This window comes from Myroides sp. LoEW2-1 (assembly GCF_009767705.1).
Lineage (GTDB): Bacteria > Bacteroidota > Bacteroidia > Flavobacteriales > Flavobacteriaceae > Flavobacterium > Flavobacterium album_A.
In genome coordinates, this window is sequence record NZ_WSPP01000302.1 from 1 (window position 1) to 1947 (window position 1947).

Consider the following 1947-nt stretch of genomic DNA (forward strand, 5'->3'; position numbering starts at 1 on the left):
TTATCAAAGTTACTAGAATCGTTCCATATTTTAATGGCAATTCCTATTGAAATAGTTGTAATGATTCCTGTAATCCATAAGATTCTATTTAAAAATTCTTCTTGACTTTTTATCTTTCTCAATAATTCATTTGGTGAAGCAATATCTCCCTGTTTTAATACATCTACATAATCTAAAGGGATGCTTTTTTGTCCTTGATGATGGTTATTAGTATTATATTCATCACCATTACTAGCTTCACTTTGTAGATTTGAAAACCAAATTAAAAAGTAAGGTTTCTTAGTTTCTAAAGTAATAGTAGAAGGTCCTGCATTATAAACTGAAAAAAGAAGTTTACCTTCGAATCCTGGGTCAACATGAAATCCTGATACATTTATTAGACCTTTTAGTTTTTGTTTGGCCTTAATTGAAATAAAGGCTAATTTATCCTTTGGGATACAAACATATTCATCTGTCATTAGCAATGTAAATTGTCCAGGGTTGATTTCAATTGTTTTTGATTTTTCATCTAAAATTTCAATTTTTCTATCTTTATTATCAGTACGATAAGCTTCACTACCTAGAGAAAGTGCATAAGCCGCCTCTTCAACCCTTTTTTCATTATAAACGTTATTACCATCACCATCTGTAATTATCCGTTTTTTTGATAATATTTTTTTTAATTCAGTAGGTCCTAAAAATGCCATAGTTTAAAATTTAATTTTTTTAAAAAAGTGTAGTTTGTATATGGTTCATCCAATCAATTGGATCTCCTGTAATTCCTTTTGTTTGTGTTTTTTTAATCCAATCAATAAGTTCGATCGCTAGTGGGGTTTGGTTTTTCTTTTCACCGACACCAGATTTAAACAACTCTGTAAATTTGGGTGGTACGTCTATTAAATTATCTCCAAAATAATAGAAATTATTACTAATTAAAACATTTTTACCACTTAAATCTTTTTTAAGATGTTTAAGGTTTATTGAACCATCAAAATTCGAATGTGCTGAATCTAGTTGCCCCCAATCACTATCAATAGGAAAATAAATATTATCTCCATACATACGAGCTAATGAACCGTTTACATTTGGTCTTTTTACAAAAAACCTTGGATCATTCCAATACTCTTCAAAAGTTAGAATTTCACTTACTTCCATAGCACATATAACTTTATTAATATAATATCCAGTAGGTCTTTTTAACCTTTTTTCAAGTGACACGGAACCAGTACCAACAATCCAATCTCCAATTTTTAATAATTTACTTTTACGGATTTTTGGTTTACAAACGGCTAAAGTACAGTAACCCCAAAAGGGATTAGGAGCGAGACCTAGATCATGGTCAATTACATAGGTATATACGCTTAACATTTTACTCTTTGAATTGCGTAATTGGTGCTGTTTGAATTAGGACTGTTATCGTTACTCTCTTCAATTAAATCTCCAATTTTATCAACAGAATTCCAACCTATTATATTTGCGTTTATTTCTTTTAAAGCTTCTGGAATTTCTACCTTATCTTTATCGCCGTGGTTGTAGATTCCTATTATTTTCTTTCCTTGTTTAATAGCTTCTTTTATTTCAAAATCAACCCAAGGACGTGTATGAGTCTTGTCACCAATAACACAAACAAATGTACTAGAAGCTGCTATTCGAGCTTTTAAATATCGTTCAATTACTGCTTTTGAAGGAGTACGTCCATCTTTATGCTTTGTACTGTCTACCGAATAATTACGAACATCATATCCTGAATCAATTAATCTTTTTTTTAGACCTTGTACTTTATCATCATCCTTATAATAATGACTAATAAAAATGTTATGTTTTTTACCCATATTTTTTATACTAAAGATTTTATTAATATTAAATAAAAATATTATACTTGACTAATTTTTTTTCAACTCATATAAATAATCTAGTGCTCTTTTTATAGTGGGAGCGTTATTCATAGAACTCGGCAAGGATTTAAAT

The 1947-nt window shown here is 29.4% G+C and carries 3 protein-coding genes; all 3 read right to left on the bottom strand.

Translation table 11 applies throughout. The features are described 5' to 3' along the window. Positions 1–686 (bottom strand): dCTP deaminase domain-containing protein (locus GOQ24_RS14925; RefSeq protein ID WP_160340047.1); only part of this gene is annotated, 686 nt, incomplete at its 3' end. Between the two features lie 19 nt (positions 687–705). Further along, the gene (locus GOQ24_RS14930) at positions 706–1347 is read right to left on the bottom strand and encodes a hypothetical protein (RefSeq protein ID WP_074748295.1); all 642 of its coding nucleotides are present in this window, start codon (positions 1345–1347) and stop codon (positions 706–708) included. Beyond that, entirely contained in the window at positions 1341–1811 is a 471-nt protein-coding gene (locus GOQ24_RS14935) for a TIR domain-containing protein (protein WP_160340048.1), read from the bottom strand. The genes GOQ24_RS14930 and GOQ24_RS14935 overlap by 7 nt, the downstream gene beginning before the upstream one ends. Positions 1812–1947: the final 136 nt, after the last annotated feature.

Coding starts and splice junctions, on each gene's coding strand:
- GOQ24_RS14930 (WP_074748295.1), bottom strand. CDS start 1,347: ATGTTAAGCGTATATACCTATGTAATTGACCATGATCTAGGTCTCGCT.
- GOQ24_RS14935 (WP_160340048.1), bottom strand. CDS start 1,811: ATGGGTAAAAAACATAACATTTTTATTAGTCATTATTATAAGGATGAT.